Here is a 1,768-nt window from a genome sequence, read left to right on the forward strand (position 1 = left end):
TAGGCGTTTGCGAAACGCCACAAGCCGCATAAATACGGCATTTTTTGTTACCTATAAACAAATAACTCCTCACCGGATATGGTATAATAGAGTTGACTAAAAACTATAAACCTACATCCAAGAAAGGAGTTATTCTGATACTTATGATACCATATAAACAGCTTTCTTTGGCAGATATTTTTTCAGATTGCCATGAAAAATTTGAAAATGACAAACCTGCTTTTCTTTCTCTATTAGAAACCCATATCGATATTGATGAGTTAATTCCGATTTCTTTTAGAAATCATTTCTATGCATCGACGGGCAGAACCCGTAAATACCCTTTGCAAGCTTTTCTGTGGGCTTTGATTATTCAACGTATTTTCTCTATCCCTACGGATCAGCTTCTCCTGACTTTTCTCGCTTACTCAAAATCACTTCGGGAATTCTGTGGTTTTACTAAAGTCCCAGACGCTTCCAAAATCACCCGATTCAAACAGGATTTTTTAGATGACCTCCAGCTTGTTTTCGATAACCTTGTTGATGTTACCGAGCCTATCTGTCAGGCGATTGACTCTGCAAAAGCGGATATGACCATCTTTGATTCTTCCGGCATAGAAGCATTTGTTACCGAAAATAATCCCAAGTATGCTAACAGGATCATCAAACAGCTTAAGGCATACGCGAAAGCTCAGGGCTTTGATAAATCCTATGATCCTTATAAAGCTGCCTATGGTTCCATGCCTTCTCATGCTTCTGCTAATCCTGAGATTAAGCAGCTCTATATCAATGGGCATTTTTGCTATGTCTTCAAGTTCGGCATTGTCACTAACGGATTGGGCATCATCCGCCACATATCTTTTTATAACAAAAACTTTATGGCTTCACATCCTGATATCGTTGTCGAAAAGAAATCCGATTCCCCTGACGAAGATAAATGTGTTCATGATTCAAAGCTTTTAATCCCCACACTTAAGGACTTCTTTTCCAAGCATCCTTTGATTAATCCAAAAACCTTCCTGGGTGATGCTGCTTTCGATACCGCACAACTCTATAAGAGCCTTCTTACCGGTGACACTTTTGGTAATGACAAACATTTCTCGAAAGCTTATATTCCGCTGAATGCAAGATCCGGACTTGAAAATCTGGATTATTCCATCAATGAAGATGGTATTCCGTGTTGTCCCCATGATCCTTCTTTACAAATGAAGTACGAAGGCACTTCCAAACTTCACAGTGGAGTAACAAGATATAAATTTGTCTGTCCAAGAATGAAATGGATTTATGATAAATCAACTCAAAAATCCCATCGTCATTGTTTCTGTGACAACCCTTGTACTTCTTCTAAATGTGGGCGGATGGTCTACATCTACCCGGAAAAGGATCTTCGTGCTTATCCCGGAACGATCCGCGGCACCGAAAAATGGGATGATACCTATAAAATCAGGACTGTTGTCGAAAGAGATATCAACCACATCAAAGACAATCTCTGTCTTGCAGGACGCCGAACCCAAAATGAGAGGACTCTGCATGCTGATCTGATTCTTGCCGGGATCACACAACTTATTACTGTTGTTCTCGCAGATAAGATCAATCACCACGAATATATTCGAAGCATAAAACCACTCATAGCTTAGGACTTACCACTTTCATAAAGTCCATAGCTTATTAAAGTGCGCCTAACATGTGCGATTATCCATTTTTCATTCCACAAGTCGTGCTCTTCGCGAATTCTTCCTTGTTTTGGTTCAAGGTTACGAACGAGCACCGCGAGTTTCGCAATTACCTA

General features: G+C 40.0%; 1 protein-coding gene. It reads left to right on the forward strand.

Annotation, left to right across the window (positions count from 1 at the left end):
• The first annotated feature begins 143 nt into the window (after nt 1-143).
• Nucleotides 144-1,616 carry an ISNCY family transposase gene (locus LJE09_RS17090; protein WP_055200932.1) on the forward strand — a complete coding sequence of 491 codons (1,473 nt, stop codon included), beginning with the start codon at nt 144-146 and terminating at the stop codon, nt 1,614-1,616.
• Nucleotides 1,617-1,768 lie beyond the last annotated feature (152 nt).

It is taken from the genome of Blautia sp. DFI.3.45 (assembly GCF_020593505.1).
GTDB classification, from domain to species: Bacteria; Bacillota; Clostridia; order Lachnospirales; family Lachnospiraceae; genus Blautia_A; species Blautia_A wexlerae.

Excerpts from the sequence above, each read along its gene's own strand:
- LJE09_RS17090 (WP_055200932.1), top strand. The coding sequence starts at position 144 with ATGATACCATATAAACAGCTTTCTTTGGCAGATATTTTTTCAGATTGC.